Below are 16,300 nucleotides of genomic sequence, written 5' to 3' on the forward strand. Positions count from 1 at the left end.
TAGGTAAGCGATGAACCCGCGACAAATCGAGGCTTTCCGGGCGGTTATGGTCACTGGAAGTACCGTGCGCGCCGCCGAAATGATCCACACCTCGCAGCCGGTTGTCAGCCGCCTGATTGCCCAGTTGGAAAGCAACTTGCGCTTCAAACTGTTCGAACGGGAGTCGTCCCGGCTGCGGCCGACGCCCGAAGCCAAGTCGCTATTTGTCGACGTGGAAAAGCTCTATTCGGGCATGGACCAGCTTGAAAAGAAGGCCAAGAGCCTGCGCGAAGGCCGCAGCGGTTTGCTCTCCATCGCCTGCTTGCCGGCCATGGCCTATGGGCCGATGCCGAAGTTTCTCGCCGAGTTGCAGCGCCAGTTGCCGGATTTGTCGGTGCGCCTGGATATCTGCTCCTCCAACGAGGTGCGCGAGCTGATCGCCAGCGGCCGCTGCGACATCGGTTTTGCCGCCGAAGAAATCGACACCCACGGCATCGTCGCCCGCAGCATAGCCCGCCGCCGTGCGTTGCTGGCGGTGCCGGTGGACCATCCGGTAGCGACGATGAGCGAGGTGTCGGTGCTGGACCTGGCCGACTATTCGTACCTGGGCTTGTCGTCCACCGACTCGACCCAGCGCTTTCTCAACGGCGTGATGGCCGAAGCCGGCAAGGCCCTGCGCATCACCATTGAAACGCCCTACACGCTGACCATCGCCTCGCTGGTGGTCAGCGGTGCCGGCGTCGGCCTTGTCGACCCCATCGCCCTAGAAGCCTTTGAATGGCCGGGGCTGAAATTGCTGCCGCTCAAAGAAGACATCTACTTCAATACCCTGGTGATCCACAGCGCCACGGCGCCGCTGTCCGCGCCGGGCAATCTGCTGGTGAGCATTGCCGAGCAGCACCTGGCCGGCCACTGACGGTGGCCTGCGGACAATACCGTTGCAACCCCCTACTCTTTGCTACTCGCCAAGCCGGATGTCGTCATGGATAGATTTCAGGAAATGAAGGTGCTGCTGGCCGTGACCGAGGCCGAGAGCTTTGCCGGCGGCGCCAAGCTGCTGGGCATGTCGCCGCCCAGCGCCACCCGCGCCATCGCCGCGCTGGAAAGCCGGCTGGGCACCGTGCTTTTGGCGCGCAACACCCGCAGCCTGCGGCTTACCGAAGCCGGGCGGCGCTATGTGGAAGACTGCAAACGCATCTTGCTCGAGCTTGAAGAAGCCGAGGAACTGGCCGCCGGCAGCGCCCTGCGTGCGCGCGGCAACCTGACGGTGACGGCGCCGGTGATGTTCGGCGAGCTGTACGTGATTCCGCTGATCACCAGTTACTTGGCCGCGCACCCGCAGGTGTCGGTGAATGCGCTGCTGGTCGATCGCTTGGTGCACATGGCCGACGAAGGTGTCGACGTGGGCCTGCGCATCGGCCAGTTACCCGAAGGCAACTTCAATGCCTTGAAGGTCGGCGACATTCGCCCGGTGGTGTGCGCGGCGCCGGCCTTTCTCGACCGCGTCGGCAGGCCGACAAAGCCGGACGATTTGCTCGGCGCGCAGGTGGTGATGTCGTCGGCCAGCACCTTGTTAGCCCACTGGTATTTCACCGGCCCGGACGGCAACCAGAGCGTGACGCCGACGCCGCGCCTGGTGGTCAGCTCCAACCAGGCGGCCATTAACGCCGCACGCATGGGCTGGGGGTTTACCTGCGTGTTGTCGTACCAAGTGGCCGAAGCGGTCGCCAAGGGCGAGCTGGAAATTGTGCTCAGCGCATTCGCCACCGCGCCCATCCCGGTGCACCTGGTGTACCAGAGCGGCAAGCAGGTGTCGGCCAAGGTGCGCACCTTTGTCGACCACTGCTACGAGCGCCTGGTGAACGACCCGGCGCTGCAACAGCTCGGCGCCTCTTAACGCCATGAGCACCCTGCCCAACCGCCACCAACAGATGCGCACGTTCGCCACCGTGGCCCGTACCGGCAGCCTGGCGGCAGCAGCGCGTGAACTGAAAGTGTCCACCGCCACCCTGATGCGCACGGTGGCGGCATTGGAAACACGACTGGGCGCCACCTTGTTGAAGCGCAGCCCGCGCGGCGTGAGCCTGAGCGCGGTGGGCGAGCAATTTGCCGAGCGCTGCCAGTTGATTCTTGCGCAAACCGCCGAGGCCGAACGCTCCGCCAGCGGCCTGCACAGCGATGCCGTGGGCAGGCTGACGGTGTCGATGCCGCTGCTTATGACCCATCAAGTATTTATGCCGCTGGCGGTGGATTACCTCGACGCCTTCCCCGACATGCAGCTGCTGACCCAGGCCCGCGAAACCCTGCCCAGGCTGCTTGACGACGGCATCGACGTGGCGCTGGTGGTGGGCCATCTTCCCGATTCCACCGGCTTTGCCGTGCAGGTCGGCGAGGTGCGGCCGATCATTTGTGCAGCGCCGACTTACCTCGCGCAATGGGGCGTTCCCCAGAGCGCTGAAGACTTGAAAAATCACCGCACCCTGGTGGCCAGCGCCACCGCCCAGGGTTCGGAGTGGCGCCTGCCTGTTGAAGGCGGGACGCGCTCGGTGCGAACCGCGCCGGTGCTCACCTGCTCTACGCAGCAAGGCGCCATTCAGGCAGCGGTGTGTGGCTTGGGGCTGATTCGTTGCCTGCGCTACGAAGCCCACCACGAGCTGCAGAACGGTTTGCTTGAACCCGTATTGCACGCCTTCCCGGCGCCGCTGTTGCCTGTGCACCTGACCTACCGCGAAGGCCGCAAAGCCAACGGGCGGGTGCGCAGCTTTATCGACTTTATCGCCCCGCGCCTGCGCGCCCACCCGGCCTTTCGCCCCTGAACGCGGCCGGTTATTTCACAAACTGAAATTCTGCATTGCCCGGCGTGGCGATTCTGCTCAACGGCCGGCGGGCGCAGCATGCCTGCACAGCGTCACATTCAGTCGACGCCCCCTCCAGCGGAGTGCACCCCATGCCACAGCAGCCGATCACCCTTTACCACTTTCCCCTCTCCGGCCACGCCCACCGCGTGCAGCTGATGCTGTCGCTGATGAACCTGCCGACCGAGGTGGTGTTTGTCGACCTGGCCAAAGGCGCGCACAAGCAACCGGAATTTCTCAAGCTCAACCCGTTCGGCCAAGTGCCGGTGATCGACGACAACGGCACCGTGCTCGCCGACTCCAACGCCATTCTGGTGTACCTGGCGAAAACCTACGGCGAAGGCCGCTGGCTGAGTGAAGAACCCGCTGCCGCCGCGCGCGTGCAACGCTGGTTGTCGGTGGCCGCCGGGCAAGTGGCATTCGGCCCGGCCGCAGCACGGTTGGTGACCGTGTTCGGCGCCTCGTTCAATGCCGAGGAAGTGATCAACCGCGCCCACAACCTGTTCGCCATGATGGAACGGGAACTGGCCAACACCGCCTTCCTGGCCGGTGCCGAGCCGAGCATCGCCGATGTCGCGAACTACAGTTACATCGCCCATGCGCCAGAGGGCAACGTGTCGCTGGAGGCCTACCCGAACTTGCGCGCGTGGCTGGCGCGAGTGGAAGCGCTGCCGGGTTTTGTGCCGATGCCGCCGACCGCCGCCGGCCTGCTCGCCAACTGATCGTCGCGCCCCGCTGCCGGTCAGCCCGGCAGCTCACAAGGAGGATCGCCCATGGAAACCTTGCCCAAACACCGCCGTTCGCCCTGGCATGACGGCGAACGCGTTCTGCAGCAGAAAGTGGGCGTGCTCGAGCGCATGGAAGTCGCCGGCCAGAAGTTTATTCGCGACTACATGCCCGACCAGCACCGCGAGTTTTATCAACAGCTGCCGTTCATGATCGTCGGCGCCGTGGACGATGCCGGCCGCCCCTGGGCGACTTTGCTGGAAGGCGAGCCTGGCTTCGCCCATTCCGCCGATGCCAAGCAACTGAGCCTGACCACCGCTCTGGATCCGCAAGACCCCGCCGCCTCTGGCCTGCAAGCCGGCAACGCGCTGGGCCTGCTGGGCATTGAACTGCATACGCGGCGGCGCAACCGCATCAATGGCGTCATCACCCACGCCTCGGCGCAGCAACTGGATATCGCCGTGGAGCACGCCTTCGGCAACTGCCCGCAGTACATCCAACAACGCGCTTACACCCGCGTTGCCGATGACGCGGCCGGCAAACCGGCACGCCAGGACTTCACCGCCCTCGACGCCGACGCCAGCGCCGTCATCACCGCCGCCGACACCTTTTTTGTCGCCAGCTACGTGGTGCATGACGACGGTCAGCGCTCGGTGGATGTGTCGCACCGTGGCGGCCGGCCGGGGTTTATTCAGGTGGAAGGCAACCGCCTGACCATTCCCGACTACGCCGGCAATCTGCACTTCAACACCCTGGGCAACCTGCAAACCAACCCGCAGGCCGGGCTGCTGTTTGTCGACTTCACCACCGGCGATGTGCTGCAACTGAGCGGCCATACCGAACTGGTGCTGGAAAGCCCGCTGATCACCGCGTTCGAAGGCGCAGAACGGCTGTGGACCTTCGACGTACAGCAAGTGGTGCGCCGCCCGGCAGCGCTGTCGCTGCGCTGGCAGTTCCAGAGTTTCGCGCCCACCAGCCTGATGACCGGCACCTGGGCCGACGCTAACCAGCGCCTGCGCCAGACCGAAGCGCGCAAGCAATGGCACCCGTGGCGCATCACCCGCGTGGAGCAGGAAAGCCACGACATTCGCTCGCTGTACCTGGAGGCCGTCGATGGCGGCGCCGTGAGCTTTCTGCCCGGCCAACATATTCCCGTGCGCCTGCACCTCGACAATGGCGACAGCGTGGTGCGCACCTACAGCGTGTCCAGCGCGCCGGCCGATGGGCATGTGCGCATCAGCGTTAAAGCCCAGGGCCCGGCGTCGCGGCATTTGCATGAGCAACTGAAGCTCGGTGACGTGCTGGAGATTCGCCACCCGCTCGGTAGCTTCACCTTGAAAACTGACGCTGCGCGGCCCGTGGTGTTGATTGGTGCGGGCGTCGGCATTACGCCGCTGCTGTCCATGGCGCGTGAATTGGTCGCCCAGATCAGCAGCGGCCAACGGCAACAACCGGTGTACCTGTTTCAAGGCGGCCGAAGCCTGGCCGACCTGCCCTTTCAGCAGGAACTGCAAGCCCTTCAACAGCGCGCCAATGGCCTGCTCCACCTCACACGCGCGCTAAGCACTGCCGGCGAACAGGCGACGTTGGGCGTGGATTTTGAACTGGCCGGAAGGTTGAGCATTGGGCCAATCAAAGCGCGTCTACCGCTCGATGATTACGACTTCTACCTCTGCGGCCCGGCGGCGTTTACCCAGGATATTTACGACGGTCTGCGCCAGCTGAACATCCCCGACGCGCGCATTCATGCCGAAGCGTTCGGCCCGTCCACCCTGCGCCGCCAGGGCGACGAGCAGCGCGCCACCCTCGTGCAACCGCCCCCCGCCAACACGCCCGTGCCGGTGTACTTTGCCAACTCCGCCAAGGAAGCACGCTGGACCCCACAAAGCGGCACGCTGCTGGAACTGGCCGAAAGCCGTGGCCTGAACCCCGAGTTCAGCTGCCGCGGCGGCTCGTGCGGCACCTGCCGCACCCGGCGCATCAGCGGCCAGGTGCACTACCCCAACCCGCCCGCCCAATTGCCCGACGACGACATGGTGCTGATCTGCTGCGCCGTGCCGGCCGACAGCGAAAACGGCGTTCAGCCACTGGTTCTGGACCTCTAAGGAGACGCGTGATGCGCACACTGACCTTCAACGACGCCGTGTCGCCATGGCACGACCCCACCGAGGAATCCGCCGCGCTGCCTTGTACCAGCTCGGAACGCGAACTCAGCTACATGCTGCCGCAGCTGGTTTCGCCTTATGAATGCCAGACGCGGCCTTTCATCCCCGACGGCCTCGCCCGCCTGCGCGCCTGGTTCGCGGGTATGTTCGCCCAGCATTAACGCGTCGGCGCCTCGCCCTTTACCGTGGTGCGGAACATCTCGCGGCGCATGCCGTGGTAGTCGGAAATCGGCATATGCCAGGTGCTGCGGTTATCCCAGATCGCCAAGGTGCCCTGGCGCCAACGCATGCGGCAGGTGAAGGCTGGGGAAGTGGCGAGGCTGAACAAATAATCCAGCAACGGCTGCGCCTCGGGCGGACGCAACCCTTTGATGCCCGATGTGTAGGCCGGGTTGATAAACAACACCTGCTTGCCGGTTTCCGGGTGGCGCGTCACCAGCGGATGACTGCGCGCCTCGTGGGAGGCGTCGCTGCCATAGCGGATCTGCATGTTCTCCAACAGCGCGTTGTGATTGGCGTTTTTCCCGTAGGCGCGCTCTGGGCTGTGCTCGGCTTCCAGTGGCGCCAGCAGCGCTTTCATGCCGGGCGACAGCCATTCATACGCCAGCGCCAGATTGGCGAAACAGGTATCACCGCCGTAGGCCGGAATGTCGTGGCCATACAACAAGGTGAAGGCCGGCGGGCGCTCCTGAAACGTCCAGTCCGTATGCCAGGCGCCGCCAAACACGAACGGCGCTTTTTCGTCCGCCTCCTTCACTACATGCACCACGTGGGGATGGTCTTCCATGCACGTGACGTAGGGCTCGCGGCCGAACTCGCCGAACTGCTGCGTCACCCGTTCAAGGTCGCTGACACTTAGCGATTGCCCATGGATAAACAGCACCTTGTGACTGAGCAGCGCCTGGCGCAGCTCGGCAAAACCTTCGGCGTTCAACGCGCGTAAATCCAGCCCCTCGACATCGGCGCCCAGCGCGCCAGTGGTTGGCGTCGCGCTGAAATGTTCATAACGGCCGGGTGGATTGCTGCTGGGTAGCGTGTAGATGAATTCGCTCATTTTTTGTTGTTCTCGCTGCGATCAGGTGGGCCCAGCATGGGACGGCTGAGCAGGCGGCTCCATGATCATTCCTGCCATTTCATGATGAACACTGCCAGCAGTTGGACTATAAGAAATGCCATAACAACAAGAGGGTCGCCCCATGAACTGGCGCCAACACCGCACCCTGACCGGCGTGCGTTACCTGCTCGACACCGCCCAGGCCGAAGGGCTGGACGCCAACAGTTGCCTGAAAGGCAGCGCCATCCGCCTGGCCGACGTGCACACCAGCACCGCCCAGATCGAAGCCTGGCAAGAACTCGCCGTCATCCGAAACCTGCTCGAACACTGCGACCGCCCCGGGCTGGGCTTTCTCGCCGGCCAGCGCTACCACCTCACCTCGCTTGGCCTGCTCGGCTTCACCATGCTCGCCAGCCGCACCCTGCTCGAAGCCTTCGCCTCCTTCAGCCGCTTCCAACTGATGGCACTCACCCTCTGCCCCACCCGCCTGGAACGCGACCGTCGCGGCATGTGGCTGCTGTTCGACTCCAGCGTATTGCCCCGCGACACCTGCGCCTTCGTCGTCGAACGCGGCCTGGCCGGCTCACTGCAAATCACCAGCGAACTGCTCAAACGCCGAGCCGCGCCCCTGACCGTGGAAATGACCGCCAGCGGCGGCGTACCGCACAGCGCGTTCCCCTACAGCGTGAGCGTGTCGGCCGAGCGCGACGGCATTCTGTTCTCCACCCAGGAACTGCAAAGCCCCCTGCCCCAAGCCCACATCGACGCCCAGCTACAAGGCGAACAATGGTGCCAAGCGCAATGCCAGGAAATCGCCCATCCACAAACCAACGGCCCTACCGCGCGGCATGTGCAGACCATCCTCATGGCCCAACCCGACACCCTGCTCGCCTGCCGCACCGTCGCCGAACGCCTAGGGCTTTCTGAACGCACCTTGCATAGACGTTTGGCCAGTGAAGGGCACTCGTTTCAGCGACTGAACGAACAAATAAAAAAGCGCCTGGCCAAACGGCTACTGAGCGAATCGCGGCTGGACGTGAACGCTGTGGCGCAGCGATTGGGGTACGCCGAAGCCGCAAGTTTTTCGCGGGCGTTTAGTCGGTGGACCGGGTATTCGCCAGGGTATTGGCAGCGCGTGGGTGGGGGGAATTGAGGGCTCGTTTTGGGGGCGATTGTTGGTTATAGGGATCGGGGCTAGAGCTGCTCTTGCAGGGATTGGTAATCCACTGTGAGAGCGGCTGGGCGGCGTTGCGATTGGCCGAGATAAGATTTGCTCGAATACGCGGATTCCGGACCATTACGCTGCCCCGTAGGAGCTAGCTTGCTTGCTAGCGAACCCTGCAAACGAAATTAGAGAATTGCTGTTCCAGGGTTCGCCACCAAGGTGGCTCCTACAAAAGCACCGGCGACAGCCTGTAGGAGCGGCTGGGCGGCATCCCGATCAGCCGCGATTGGCCGCGATTGGCCTAGCCTGCAAAGATTTAGAAAAAAAGAATAGATTTTTATGCGGCTCTAAATTAGAGCTGCTTAATAAAAGCTGCCTCCTTTTGTCTCTACAATCAACAAGAGACATTCAAGCCGCAAGCAGAAATAAAATCACTTATCGGTATATCAAGAAAGCTACTCTCTCCAGCGGAAAGAACATCTTGCAATGTGACTATGCCTTTTTCAAAGTCCAACGAAATGTCAAAGCAATTAAACTCGAATTCCCGGAGCAGAACGCTCTTTGAGCAAATCAGCTCATCAAAGCCATCGTTCAAAATAGAGCGAACGCTGTCGTCCAACTCTTGGGCGACAAATCGCTCTAGTAGTGTGCCGCCGCCGCTCATAATCATTCCTAACTAGTACGGGAAAGCAGTCTGAACATACTATCCCAAAAATTTATTTTGATTGCCGATGCTGGAGCGCCTGAGACGCTTGTTCCAATCACCTTACCTGCGTTGCACTCAATAACGTGCCCTCCTAGAAAAGAGGACAGATTCATCATTAAACTATAAATTAGAGCAACTTGACAAAAAAGGGGACAGATTTATTATTGAACTCTAAATTAGAGCAACTTAATAAATCTGTCCCCTTTTCTACACACATCAAGTACACCTACTAAAGCCAAGCGCAGGGCCGCACCTATATCAGAAGGGCTACTACCGCTGGGGATAGTGACATAGTTACTCTCACTTATACCCTTACCACTCCAGGCTTCTAGCTTTTCGTGATGGCTGGGGCGAATAACGATCTGATCACTCTTACTTTCGATACTGCATTTTTTCATATCTTTAAATAATGCACGCTTGGTCTTGTAGCCATAGCGCTCCAAAGTGTTGCCAACCCATTGATCATATCGTTGATTGGTCAGGTTGTAGTCGTAGAGTTCCATATCAAAAGTAGCTTCAGGATGAATCCAAACATCCTTTCGCGGCTCGGGAAGCACAAATCGTGCTATGAGCCAAGGCGTCAAGCACAGCAAGGCCTAGCTCTTTATCGGCAGCGTCAGGGCTGAAAAAATGCTCCACACCTTGCGGATCTGCTTGGCTACTTCGATAGCCAGAAAAAGTTTTCACGGAAATGAAATCTTTATTCACTTTCGCATCTGCCCAAGCTGTTTTTACGACTTCACTCATCTTAATCTACCTTGGTAATTTTCACCGTAACGCCTTTGCTCTGACCATACTCAATAGCTCTATTAATTTGATCCCACTGAGCACTCGTCGTAGCCTTTGGAACTGCCACTTGCATCAAAAAAGGGGACAGATTTATTTTTCAGCTCTAAATTAGTGCAACTTAATAAATCTGTCCTTATTTTTTTCGATAATATTAGCTGGCAAGTTCTTTTCTTCGGTATACGATCCTGAAGTCCCCACAGAACGCAGGAAGAGTATCTTGCCCCACGGTTAATTCAGCCCTACATTTCAAGCTTGAATTTTGATAGGCAGTGTACTGACAAACCACATCCTCTATTTCCTCAATGTCCTCCTCGACGCTTCTTTCTAGATAGAACTTAAGAACCCACTCGTTCGAGTCCCGCAGCAAGGCTACCATTCTAAAATTCGGCGAAATCGATCCAATCAAAGCCTGAACCAGCATAAGCATTTGATAATTCCACTCTTCCAATTCACACTTATTGATCATCAGGGTCTCCATTTCGGATTAGCTGGCACAACACTCGGGCTCTTCGTACCTTTGATAATAAAAACGCAAAAAGGGGACAGATTTATTATTGAAATCCAAATTAGAGCAATTTAATAAACCCGTCCCTTTTTCTACACATTCGTTTCCCTGAGTCCCTTGGTATAATCTAAATCGACAATATTACCGGCAGAGTCCGTAATGAACCTGGTGTATCTGGAGCGTTAGTAGTTGCTTTTGGACCAACTAATTCTCAGTCAAGTGCAAAAAAAACTTCTGGAATTACGAACTGAGCCCTCGTGGAACCATCAACTTCACAGAACTCAACTTCGTAATTTCCATCACCATAATCTTCTATAATGTAGCCCACATCATTCTCGTCGACACAATCATCAAGTCCATTTGGGCCGATATATTTCACGCGAGAATATAGAAATAGCTTCATTTTTGGCTCCTGGTGAAGCCAGAAAAAGGTGTATTCAACTTATGGGAAAAAAGGGGACAGATTTATTATTGAAAAAATGGGACAGATTTATTATTTAACTGTAAATTAGAGCAACTTAATAAGTCTACCCCTTTCCTCCTATCACCCCTGAATCACACAAAGAGCTGTAATGAGCTGCGTAGGCTGCTCCTCCAGAGGAACCCCCATCCCGTTACTTCAAGGGCACCATAATCACGACTGGTATAGAACCACTCTTCGGCCTCATCAAATTCTAAATTAGTGAATGGCAAAATATCGGCTACAAAACTTCCCAAACCTATGCTTCCCGGCAAAAGCCCTTTATAAACGAATCTATGTTCGGGCTCGCTCGGAAAGCTAAAATCATAAACCTTAACCGCGTACACCCTCCCATTACGAATAAGTATAGATAATGCAGGAACTCCCGATTTCACCTCACTGACAATTTCATCGCCACAAATAGAAAAGCAATAACCACCATTTCCGGACTCATCCAGATCATGCCTGCTCAAACAAAGGTCTGGCGCCCCCTCAAACCTATACTGTAAAGAATTTTTGTCCGTCAAATATGTAGAAAGCACAATCTCCAGATCAGCGGCACTTACATGCAAAGGTATTCCTGCAAGTGATACACCAGGAACAATTGGAGCATCCCAAACCACATAAAACTTATCCAGCGGCGTCATTCGGGAATCCACAAATTGGTGACAGGGTTGAATTTCACTTTCTGACCGTGCGGATTTAAGTATGTCGTATTTGCATCATAAATAGGCATAGAAGGTCCCTGGAATGTCGGTCTGTAGGTCGTAGGATCAATAACCTTGGCCTTACTACCATCAATATATGTAATTTTGAAGTACTCACCCACATGCAATGATTTGGCCGTTGCATCAACAGTGGAGGGACTATATTGAATCTCTCTAATGCCAGTTGTGCCACCTTCGACTTTGTACGTCTGTGCGTTACCAGATGTTCCAGTTTTCGGCGGCACGTATGTGAGCTTGGCACCATCCATCTTGAACGACTGCTGGATATCATCAATGGATTTCCCCCAAACATTCGACGGAGCATCGACCATATTTCGAGGAATTCCAGCTTGCGCTGCAAGGTCCTCCCGCAGTCCTACCCGTGTGGTTGCAGACGTAGCCGGCATTTCAGCAGCGCCAGTTGCCTTTGCACCCCTGTCCGCTATGTCTGCCGCTACGACCGGCACACCCCCAACCTGCCCTTTCGGCAACTCCCCATTCGCCACAGGCGCCGCTTTAAAATCGACCCACTTCCCTCCAACCCAGGCGACAAGCTTCCCGCCAACTCCTGCGACCAACAGTCCCGACGCGCTGTCGAGCAGCATCCCGCCGGTAGCCGCTGCGGGCATCGTTGCTACGTTGTCGAGTGCGCTTTCGATGGACTGCGCGGGGATGGGGCTGGTTATCCAGTCGACGGTAGCGCCAGGGATGCTGACTACGCCGTTGAACACGCCGTTTATTAGGTCCAGCGGGTGTGAAACGGTGTCCCACACACGGCCTGGCAAGGTGCCGGCCGCTTCTTTGGCGCCGGAGGTCATTTCTCGAAAGATAAAGCCGGTCTGTGTAGCGGCAGGATCACCGACTACCACTTGGCTCTTGTCGATATTTCCCCAGTAGGCGTTGATGCCTTCTTCGTAGTCTTGCCGCGCCCACCCTTCTACATAGGCTTTCTCCTGGAGTGCCCGGCCGTAGTCGTACATCTGTTGGTCGCGCAGTTTGCTCAGCTGATCGGTCGCGCGGGTGATGTCGTCTTTGCAGGCCTGAGCAGCACTGGCCGAGCCTTCGCAGGCGGCTCGCGCTTTGTCGGCTTCCTCGACTTCGTGATGCAGCAGCCAGTTGTATTGCGTGCTGTTTTGCGCAACCCACGATCCCGTCTGCAGGTCCTGCTCATCCCCACCCTGAATCGTCGCGGTCATCACGCCGATAAGCTGTGAGTTCATCACCAGCAGGGCTTTCTTGTGGTCGGGGTCCATTTGGCCGTACTGGTTGGCCAGGGCATCGACCACGGCTTCGTTGACGCCCGCTGCCAACGCGCCGGTTTTGAAGCTGCCACCCGCTGCTTCGGCTGCCAGGCCGCCCATGACGGCATGCAGGGCGATTTTCGCGGGGCTGCCGTCTTTCAGGTCCCAGTTGGTTGCGCTGGTCAGGTCGCCGATCAGGTTGAAGCCGGCGGCTGCGAAGGTGTTGGCGAGCGAGGCTTGCAGGGCGTCGCCCAGGCTCCCTTCGCGGCCCAGCATTTTGTTCAACACCGCCGAGGTGCTGTTTTGCAGCATCTGGTTGGCGGCGAACTGCCCAACGCCTTGCAGGCTGCTGAGCCCGCCGCTGGCGTTGGCGACGCCGACGGCGCCGGTGTTGGCTAGGGCGCCGTTGGTGGCGTCGGTGAGGGCTGGGGCCGGGCCGGTGGTGGTGCCGGTCCAGTCGTTGAAAATGCCGGCGGTTAAGCCGGCGGTTATGCCGGCGACGGCGTAGTTCTTGAGGCTGTTGCTGCTGAAGGTTTCTTTGGCGGCGGCGGCGAGGTTGCCTTTGTTGTTGATGGTGCTGACGGTGGCTGTGCCAGCAGCTGAGGTGAGCATGGCCGAGCCGGCGACGTTGGCCCAACCGGCAGCGGTCGCGTCTGCGGCCACCGTGGCGGCCGTACCCGCCGCGAAAGCGCCACCTCCGGCACCGCCTGCGAGCGTGCCGATCAGCCCGGACGCCGCGCCTGCGGTGAAGTAGGCGACGATGATGATAATGACGATGGTGGCCGGTCCGCCCAGGCCGGAATGGCTGTCGTGCCATTTGTCATGCAGCTCTTTGACCTGCCGCCAGTCGACGTCGCCGCGCGCTTCGACGTCTTTTAGCCAGGCCATGCTCGGGTCGGCTTGAACCATGGCGTCGATGGATTGGCTGACGGTTTCTTTGTTGATCTGCTTGACGTCGATGTGCAGACCTTTGACGGCCTCGATGAGCACTTCGCCCTTGGCGCTGAGTTGGCTCTGGCGCAGGGTTTCGTCGACGCGGCCTTTGTTGTCCAGGCTGGTCCACACCCAGCTGTTGCTGCTCTTTTCGTGACTTTCGGAGTGGCTATCGGCTACCGCTTCGAAGGTGATGGCGCCGCCGCTGTCGAGGCTCAGGTCGCCAGCGCTGTCGAGGGTGGCTTTGCGGTAGAGCTGGTCGCCGCCACTTTCAAGGGTCAGGTCGCCGCCTGTGGTGATGGCGCTACCGACATTGCGCACATCGGTCACTTCATCGCGCTTGGCGGATTTTCGGCCCCATGAGCCTTTTTTCGATTTGTCGCGAAAGCTGTAGTCGCTGTCTTCTGCAGAGATAACGGCCAGTTGTTCACCGGCGTAGAGGTAGGCTTCCTTCCCGGCGGTTAGCTCGCTGGCGCTGATGATCAGGTTGTTGTCCGCGCTGACGCCCAGGTCGCCACCGGCTTCAATCACGCTGGCTTGCTGGCGGACGGTGCTGGTTTCTTGGGTGACCTTTTTGCCGTTGCCTTTGTAGCGGTACTCGCTGCTGGATTCGTTGGCGGCGGCGCTGAAGGTGACGTCGTGGCCGGCTTGCAGTGCGATGTCGCCACCGGCGTTCACCTCGCTGGCGATCACGGCCAAGTCGTTGCCTGCCTTGATCTGAAGGTCGCCGCCCACTTGCACATCGCTGCCGTACTGGGACGTGCTGCTGGTTTCCCAGGCGTGGCGCCTGTCTTTGCGCATCTGGCTGTCTTGGGCTTCAGCCGAGCCGATCACCACGTCGCCACCGGCTTTCAGTTCGGCATTGCCGCCCGCTTTCAACTGGCTGCCGAGGTTGACGATGTCGCCGCCAGCGGAAAGGTGAAGATCGTTGGCCGCTTCGATGCTGGCCGCGTTATCGACAACGCTGGTGACCTGGCTAAAGCCTTTGCCGCGGCGTGCGTCGGTGGTGACGGTGCGCTGGTTGAGGATGTCGCCGGTCAGCGCGGTGAGGCTGACGTCTTTGCCGGCAATGACGCCGCCTTGGGCGTTGTGAATGCTGTCGGCGGCGAGCATCGACAAGCGCTCGTTGGCTTGCATCAGGCCGCCGTTGCCGATGGTTTCGGCGCTCACGGTCAGGTTGTTGCTGGCGCGCAGGGTGCCGCTGTTGAGTAGCGTGGCGCCGCTGATCAGCGTGACGTCGTGGCCCTGAATCAAAGCGCCATTGGGCGCCAGGCGATCGGTGGCCTGGGCGAGGTAGAGCACGGGCACCAGCACTTTCTGGCCGTCTATTTCCTGCTCTTGCATCCAGACGATGTCATGGGTGAGCGCGGCGACTTGTTCGGCGCTCAGAGCGATGCCGGGCACCAGGTTGAGCGCGGTCTTGCTGGCGATGGCGTTATCCATCAGGTATCGGAATTGCGCTTCGTCGGAACTCAGGCCGTCGAGGAAGCGTTTGCCGGTGCGCGCGGCAATGGCTTGTTGCACCAGACGCTGCTCGTACAGGCCGTCGCCGAGGCGGCGCTGAGTTACGTCCTGGTTGTAGCCGATGGTGTTGAGCAGGTAGTCGGAGCTGAGGAAGCCGCGCAGCGAGGCAAAGGCTGGATTGGTTTCCACCAGGAATGGGTGGCTGCTATCGGTATTGACGTGAAACAGGCCGTTGTGACCTTGCGGCAAGTTGAAGGCCGGCAGCGTTACCGGTTGCTGGGTGGCGTCCGGCACTAACTGCGGGTTGAGCTGCACCACCACCGGCCGACTGGCGTCCGCTACCGCGTCCGTGCCTTGCGCGCCGCCGAGCTGGGGCGCTTGGTGGGCAATCACGGACGCGTTGGTGATGGGCTGGGTGGCCTGGATGGTGACCGCGCCGCCAGCTTGGATAATGGCCGGCGCGGCGATAGCGCCTGGGGTTTGGGTTTCGATGTCGCTGACTAGCGTCCAGCGGCCGAAGTAGGCAGGCAGAACCTTTGGAAAACCCTGGGCGTTGTAAGGGTCGACGTAGTTGTCGCGGAAGCGCTCATCCGAACCATCGGAAATGCGTCCGGTGTTGTAGCGGCGCACGCGCTCCAACGTGCCGGTGGTGGCGCCCATGTTTTCCAGGCTAGTGGCGGTGATGGAAATGGCACCGCTGGCGGCGATGGTGCTGTAGTGGTTGGCGAGCTCGCCGCCCTTAATATCCAGGTTGCCACCGCTACTGATACGCGCAGCCGCCGAGTCTTCAACAACGCTGGTTTCGAAAACCTCCCTGGCGATGTAATCGACGTTGTGGTGACCGCCGCCGCAGTCGAAGCAGTTGACGCTGACCCAGCCGTGAATTTGAGTGTTTTCGGTGCGGAACAGGTCTTTGCGGTTGGTGAGCACAGCCGCCCGCAGGCTCATGTCACCCGTGCTTTCGATGCTGCCAGAGCGGTTTTCCAACAGGCTGAGCAGGTTGTCGCTGTCGTCTTTGGCGATGCTGAGCCGACCCAGACTGAACACGTCTGCCGACCTGTTGGTAAAACGGTCGAGGCGCAGCGTCATGTCCTGCCCGCTGAAGATCAGCCCGCCGTCGTTAAGCAGGCTTGTGCCTTCAAGGCGCAGCGTTCCTGCCGCGCCCAATGTGCCGTAGTTCTGCAGGCTTTCAGCTCGGGCAATAAGACCTTTGCCCGCTGTCAGTGCTCCCCGGTTGCTGAACACTCCGCTCACAGTGAAGTCGGCATTGCCGGCAACAGTCCACACCGCCTTTGCGCCCGTTTCCAGGCGCGCGGCGATCACCGTCAGGTCGCCTTGGCTCAGCAGCGAGCCGTCACCGCTGTACGCGTCGGTGAGCGTAAGGGCGAACTGGCTGCCGAGGTGGCGCACGGTGCCGAGCTGGTTGCTGAGGCTGGCGCTGGTGAGGCTGAGAGTGCTGTTGCCGACTTCGACCAAGCCGCCATCGTTGCTGAACAGCCCGCCTCATTTCGAAGGCGCTGGTGCCGCTGCTGCCGAGGGCGCGCAGTTTGC

The 16,300-nt window shown here is 59.6% G+C and carries 16 protein-coding genes; 7 read left to right on the forward strand and 9 right to left on the reverse strand.

Annotation, left to right across the window (positions count from 1 at the left end):
• The first annotated feature begins 10 nt into the window (after positions 1-10).
• The 6 genes from ACZZZP_RS15470 to ACZZZP_RS15495 all read left to right on the forward strand — a co-directional run bounded on the left by ACZZZP_RS15470 (position 11) and on the right by ACZZZP_RS15495 (position 5,886).
• Positions 11-895, forward strand: a complete 885-nt coding sequence (locus tag ACZZZP_RS15470; protein WP_122493712.1) for a LysR substrate-binding domain-containing protein — start codon at positions 11-13, stop codon at positions 893-895.
• 66 nt (positions 896-961) lie between these two features.
• Positions 962-1,876: a LysR family transcriptional regulator gene (locus ACZZZP_RS15475; protein ID WP_463383351.1), complete on the forward strand. Its 915-nt coding sequence runs from the start codon at positions 962-964 to the stop codon at positions 1,874-1,876.
• A gap of 4 nt (positions 1,877-1,880) precedes the next feature.
• Positions 1,881-2,795, forward strand: coding sequence for a LysR family transcriptional regulator (locus ACZZZP_RS15480; RefSeq protein ID WP_463383352.1), 915 nt, complete (start codon positions 1,881-1,883; stop codon positions 2,793-2,795).
• Positions 2,796-2,926: 131 nt separating this feature from the next.
• Positions 2,927-3,556: a glutathione S-transferase family protein gene (locus ACZZZP_RS15485; RefSeq protein ID WP_463536671.1), complete on the forward strand. Its 630-nt coding sequence runs from the start codon at positions 2,927-2,929 to the stop codon at positions 3,554-3,556.
• Between the two features lie 51 nt (positions 3,557-3,607).
• Positions 3,608-5,665 carry a pyridoxamine 5'-phosphate oxidase family protein gene (locus ACZZZP_RS15490; protein ID WP_463383353.1) on the forward strand — a complete coding sequence of 686 codons (2,058 nt, stop codon included), beginning with the start codon at positions 3,608-3,610 and terminating at the stop codon, positions 5,663-5,665.
• 11 nt (positions 5,666-5,676) lie between these two features.
• Positions 5,677-5,886 (forward strand): hypothetical protein, encoded by a 210-nt coding sequence (locus ACZZZP_RS15495; protein WP_463383354.1) that lies wholly within the window; start codon positions 5,677-5,679, stop codon positions 5,884-5,886.
• On the opposite strand, the gene ACZZZP_RS15500 is transcribed toward ACZZZP_RS15495, so the two are convergent.
• Positions 5,883-6,779, reverse strand: coding sequence for a TauD/TfdA dioxygenase family protein (locus ACZZZP_RS15500; protein ID WP_463383355.1), 897 nt, complete (start codon positions 6,777-6,779; stop codon positions 5,883-5,885). The two genes, ACZZZP_RS15495 and ACZZZP_RS15500, sit on opposite strands and share 4 nt — an antisense overlap.
• 142 nt (positions 6,780-6,921) lie before the next feature.
• Here ACZZZP_RS15500 and ACZZZP_RS15505 point away from each other — a divergent pair, with 142 nt between their 5' ends.
• On the forward strand, positions 6,922-7,932 hold the full coding sequence (locus tag ACZZZP_RS15505; RefSeq protein ID WP_463536672.1) for an AraC family transcriptional regulator: 1,011 nt from the start codon (positions 6,922-6,924) through the stop codon (positions 7,930-7,932).
• A gap of 406 nt (positions 7,933-8,338) precedes the next feature.
• Here the strand turns inward: ACZZZP_RS15505 and ACZZZP_RS15510 are convergent, their stop codons facing one another.
• The 8 genes from ACZZZP_RS15510 to ACZZZP_RS15545 all read right to left on the reverse strand — a co-directional run bounded on the left by ACZZZP_RS15510 (position 8,339) and on the right by ACZZZP_RS15545 (position 16,225).
• Positions 8,339-8,608, reverse strand: a complete 270-nt coding sequence (locus ACZZZP_RS15510; protein ID WP_463383357.1) for a hypothetical protein — start codon at positions 8,606-8,608, stop codon at positions 8,339-8,341.
• A gap of 218 nt (positions 8,609-8,826) precedes the next feature.
• Positions 8,827-9,153 carry a contact-dependent growth inhibition system immunity protein gene (locus ACZZZP_RS15515; RefSeq protein WP_463536673.1) on the reverse strand — a complete coding sequence of 109 codons (327 nt, stop codon included), beginning with the start codon at positions 9,151-9,153 and terminating at the stop codon, positions 8,827-8,829.
• 13 nt (positions 9,154-9,166) lie between these two features.
• The gene (locus ACZZZP_RS15520) at positions 9,167-9,397 is read right to left on the reverse strand and encodes a contact-dependent growth inhibition system immunity protein (protein ID WP_463383359.1); all 231 of its coding nucleotides are present in this window, start codon (positions 9,395-9,397) and stop codon (positions 9,167-9,169) included.
• Position 9,398: 1 nt separating this feature from the next.
• Entirely contained in the window at positions 9,399-9,512 is a 114-nt protein-coding gene (locus ACZZZP_RS15525) for an endonuclease toxin domain-containing protein (RefSeq protein ID WP_463383360.1), read from the reverse strand.
• Between the two features lie 78 nt (positions 9,513-9,590).
• Positions 9,591-9,905 (reverse strand): hypothetical protein, encoded by a 315-nt coding sequence (locus ACZZZP_RS15530; protein WP_463383361.1) that lies wholly within the window; start codon positions 9,903-9,905, stop codon positions 9,591-9,593.
• Positions 9,906-10,155: 250 nt separating this feature from the next.
• A complete protein-coding gene (locus ACZZZP_RS15535) occupies positions 10,156-10,347 on the reverse strand; it encodes a DUF4926 domain-containing protein (protein ID WP_463536674.1) in 192 nt (63 codons plus the stop codon).
• Between the two features lie 152 nt (positions 10,348-10,499).
• A complete protein-coding gene (locus tag ACZZZP_RS15540; RefSeq protein ID WP_463383363.1) occupies positions 10,500-11,051 on the reverse strand; it encodes a hypothetical protein in 552 nt (183 codons plus the stop codon).
• Entirely contained in the window at positions 11,048-16,225 is a 5,178-nt protein-coding gene (locus ACZZZP_RS15545) for a DUF637 domain-containing protein (protein WP_463536675.1), read from the reverse strand. The genes ACZZZP_RS15540 and ACZZZP_RS15545 overlap by 4 nt, the downstream gene beginning before the upstream one ends.
• Positions 16,226-16,300: the final 75 nt, after the last annotated feature.

It is taken from the genome of Pseudomonas sp. AC211 (genome assembly GCF_979258055.1).

Bases quoted from the DNA above. Each gene is read 5' to 3' on its own strand.
- ACZZZP_RS15525 (WP_463383360.1), bottom strand. From the start codon at position 9,512: ATGCAAGTGGCAGTTCCAAAGGCTACGACGAGTGCTCAGTGGGATCAA.
- ACZZZP_RS15505 (WP_463536672.1), top strand. From the start codon at position 6,922: ATGAACTGGCGCCAACACCGCACCCTGACCGGCGTGCGTTACCTGCTC.
- ACZZZP_RS15470 (WP_122493712.1), top strand. From the start codon at position 11: ATGAACCCGCGACAAATCGAGGCTTTCCGGGCGGTTATGGTCACTGGA.
- ACZZZP_RS15480 (WP_463383352.1), top strand. From the start codon at position 1,881: ATGAGCACCCTGCCCAACCGCCACCAACAGATGCGCACGTTCGCCACC.
- ACZZZP_RS15515 (WP_463536673.1), bottom strand. From the start codon at position 9,153: ATGGAACTCTACGACTACAACCTGACCAATCAACGATATGATCAATGG.
- ACZZZP_RS15520 (WP_463383359.1), bottom strand. From the start codon at position 9,397: ATGAGTGAAGTCGTAAAAACAGCTTGGGCAGATGCGAAAGTGAATAAA.
- ACZZZP_RS15490 (WP_463383353.1), top strand. From the start codon at position 3,608: ATGGAAACCTTGCCCAAACACCGCCGTTCGCCCTGGCATGACGGCGAA.
- ACZZZP_RS15485 (WP_463536671.1), top strand. From the start codon at position 2,927: ATGCCACAGCAGCCGATCACCCTTTACCACTTTCCCCTCTCCGGCCAC.
- ACZZZP_RS15475 (WP_463383351.1), top strand. From the start codon at position 962: ATGGATAGATTTCAGGAAATGAAGGTGCTGCTGGCCGTGACCGAGGCC.
- ACZZZP_RS15540 (WP_463383363.1), bottom strand. From the start codon at position 11,051: ATGACGCCGCTGGATAAGTTTTATGTGGTTTGGGATGCTCCAATTGTT.
- ACZZZP_RS15535 (WP_463536674.1), bottom strand. From the start codon at position 10,347: ATGAAGCTATTTCTATATTCTCGCGTGAAATATATCGGCCCAAATGGA.
- ACZZZP_RS15495 (WP_463383354.1), top strand. From the start codon at position 5,677: ATGCGCACACTGACCTTCAACGACGCCGTGTCGCCATGGCACGACCCC.
- ACZZZP_RS15510 (WP_463383357.1), bottom strand. From the start codon at position 8,608: ATGAGCGGCGGCGGCACACTACTAGAGCGATTTGTCGCCCAAGAGTTG.
- ACZZZP_RS15500 (WP_463383355.1), bottom strand. From the start codon at position 6,779: ATGAGCGAATTCATCTACACGCTACCCAGCAGCAATCCACCCGGCCGT.
- ACZZZP_RS15530 (WP_463383361.1), bottom strand. From the start codon at position 9,905: ATGATCAATAAGTGTGAATTGGAAGAGTGGAATTATCAAATGCTTATG.